Source organism: Salinivirga sp. (genome assembly GCF_035268865.1).
GTDB lineage: Bacteria > Bacteroidota > Bacteroidia > Bacteroidales > Salinivirgaceae > Salinivirga.
On record NZ_DATFKB010000141.1, the window covers coordinates 1 to 2,438 of the forward strand.

Below are 2,438 nucleotides of genomic sequence, written 5' to 3' on the forward strand. Positions count from 1 at the left end.
TTGAAATTGATTTTTGAGGATAGCAATATCAAAGGATTTGATGTAGATGAGTACGATGCCCAGTATTACCTTGATTTGTTTTCACCGGCTTACTACCATGGAGCGCAACAAACACTTTCTTTTCAACTTAACATTGGGTTCTGATGTACAAATTTTTACTCATCATATTGTTGCTTTCAGGAATTGGAATAGAAATAGCCGCCCAAAGTCTTGTGCCGCTTCATCGTTATCGTACACGTGACATCACTAAATTAATGCTCAATGAGCCCCGCAGTTACCATACCGCAATGCAACCATTTGTTATTAGGGATACAAGCCTGCTATTTAAGCGCACATTCTCCAGGAAAGGGCAAGGTAAAAATTGGTTTATGCGGAAGTTGCGCTACGAAAACCTGGTGATGGTAGAAAAAGAGAATTACCGGCTTACCATTGATCCAGTGTTGCATTTTGAACTCAGTAAAAACCGCGATGTGGAGGAACTGCTTTATCGCAACACGCGAGGTTTTATGGTTGCCGGTCGTATAGGTCAAAATGTAAGTTTTCAATCCATTTTGTATGAAAATCAGGTGGCATTTCAACCTTATGTGAATGAGATGATTCAGACCAAAGAAATAATTCCACATGCTGCAAAATACAAACCTTATGAAATACCCGTTGGCCAGTTGAGTCCGGTCGGCTATGATTACAGTATGGCAGAGGGTGTGTTATCATGGAATGCATTACCGCAGCTTAATCTGCAATTTGGTCAGGGTAAGCATTTTGTAGGCGATGGATACCGGTCGCTTTTGCTGAGCGATAACAGTTATAGCCACCCTTTTTTTAAGGCTATGTTGGCTATTGGCCCCCTTCAATACACCAGTATGTTTGCTGAACTGCTGGATTTTGACCTGCCACATGGAACAGAAAGTGGTTATCGGAAAAAGCGCTATCAGATGCATTACCTAAGTTGGAACACCACACCCTGGTTGCAGGTTGGCCTTTTCGAGTCTGTTGTTTATCATGCTGAAGATTCTACAGGATACAGCGGATTTAAGGCCAATTATTTGAACCCGCTTATTTTGTCGCGCACCGCCGAGTATGGTCTTGATACAAAAAACAATATTTTACTTGGGGCTACAATGAAAATAACCCTTCCGGCCCGCATACAAATTTATGGACAGTATGTGCTTGATGCCACAGCCAATCCTTCCGCTGAGCAAGTTACAGCAGAGGAGACCCGGCAGGGATACCAGCTGGGGGGTAAATGGTTCGATGCATTGGGTATACAAAACCTTTATGGGCAAATGGAATTTAATAGCGTAAGTATATTTACCTATGGCCATTCAAGTGCAGCACAAAACTACACGCATACCCGGCAAGCATTGGCCCATCCCATGGGGTCCGGTTTCAACGAGTTTGTGGCCATTTTAGTTTATTCAGTAAAAGATTTTGAACTGGAAGTGCAGGGTAACCTGGCTCGCTATAAAACTAAAACCGCAGAGGATATTTCCGCTGGTAGCTTTTTGATGTATGATCAGGAAATCATTGAGCAAGATGATTTGTCTGCTCTTAGTTTAGAAAACGAATTTGCCTACGGTCACATGCAACTCTCCTATTTGCTGAACCCCAGAACAGATTTGCGTATTTATGCCGGTGCTGCCTTAAGGATTAACCAGAATATTAACCGGGAAAGTAAAGATGCGTGGGTGTTTTTTGGCTTGCGAACCTTTTTATCTAACCAGTTGTTGGACTTTTAGGCAAATACTGAAATGATAGATATAAACACAAAAAGAAATATTGTCGTAGCTGTGAGTGGTGCAAGTGGTTCCATTTATGCATACCGGCTTCTGCATAAGCTGAAATTATTGGGGTCACAAATCGAGACGGTTTCAGTCGTTTTTAGTAATAATGCCAGACAAATATGGAGCGAGGAGTTGGATATTCCCTTACCAGCAGGGAAGGATATAAAGTTGTATAAGAACGACGATTTTTACGCACCAATAGCCTCAGGCTCTTGTACTACTGATACCATGATTATTGTACCTGCATCTATGGGTATTACCGGGCGCATTGCCAATGGCGTTTCAGATGATCTGATTAGCCGCGCAGCTGATGTAATGCTTAAAGAACGCCGGAAACTTATCCTTGTACCACGCGAAACTCCTTACAGTTTAATTCATATTCGCAATATGGAAACTATTACTTTGTCGGGCGGTATTATTTGTTCGGCTTCTCCATCTTTTTATAAAAAACCCGACAACATAAATGATTTGGTTGATACTGTTGTAGACCGAATTATTGATCTAATTGGTTTAGAGCAAAAAACTTTCAGGTGGGGCGAGTGAAAAGTTCAAGCTTATTTTAATCCATCATTTTTTCGATAAAGTTCTGTCTCTTTGGATGCTTTACTTTTACTTTCAGTTTTTTGTCCGTGTTTGCTACTTCCCACAGCATTCTAT

Annotated in this window: 2 protein-coding genes; both read left to right on the forward strand. The window is 41.4% G+C overall.

The features are described from left to right. Positions 1-143 precede the first annotated feature (143 nt). A complete protein-coding gene (locus tag VJ937_RS08555) occupies positions 144-1,736 on the forward strand; it encodes a hypothetical protein (RefSeq protein WP_324066482.1) in 1,593 nt (530 codons plus the stop codon). A 12-nt stretch (positions 1,737-1,748) separates the two neighbouring features. Further along, on the forward strand, positions 1,749-2,324 hold the full coding sequence (locus VJ937_RS08560) for a UbiX family flavin prenyltransferase (protein ID WP_324066483.1): 576 nt from the start codon (positions 1,749-1,751) through the stop codon (positions 2,322-2,324). Positions 2,325-2,438: the final 114 nt, after the last annotated feature.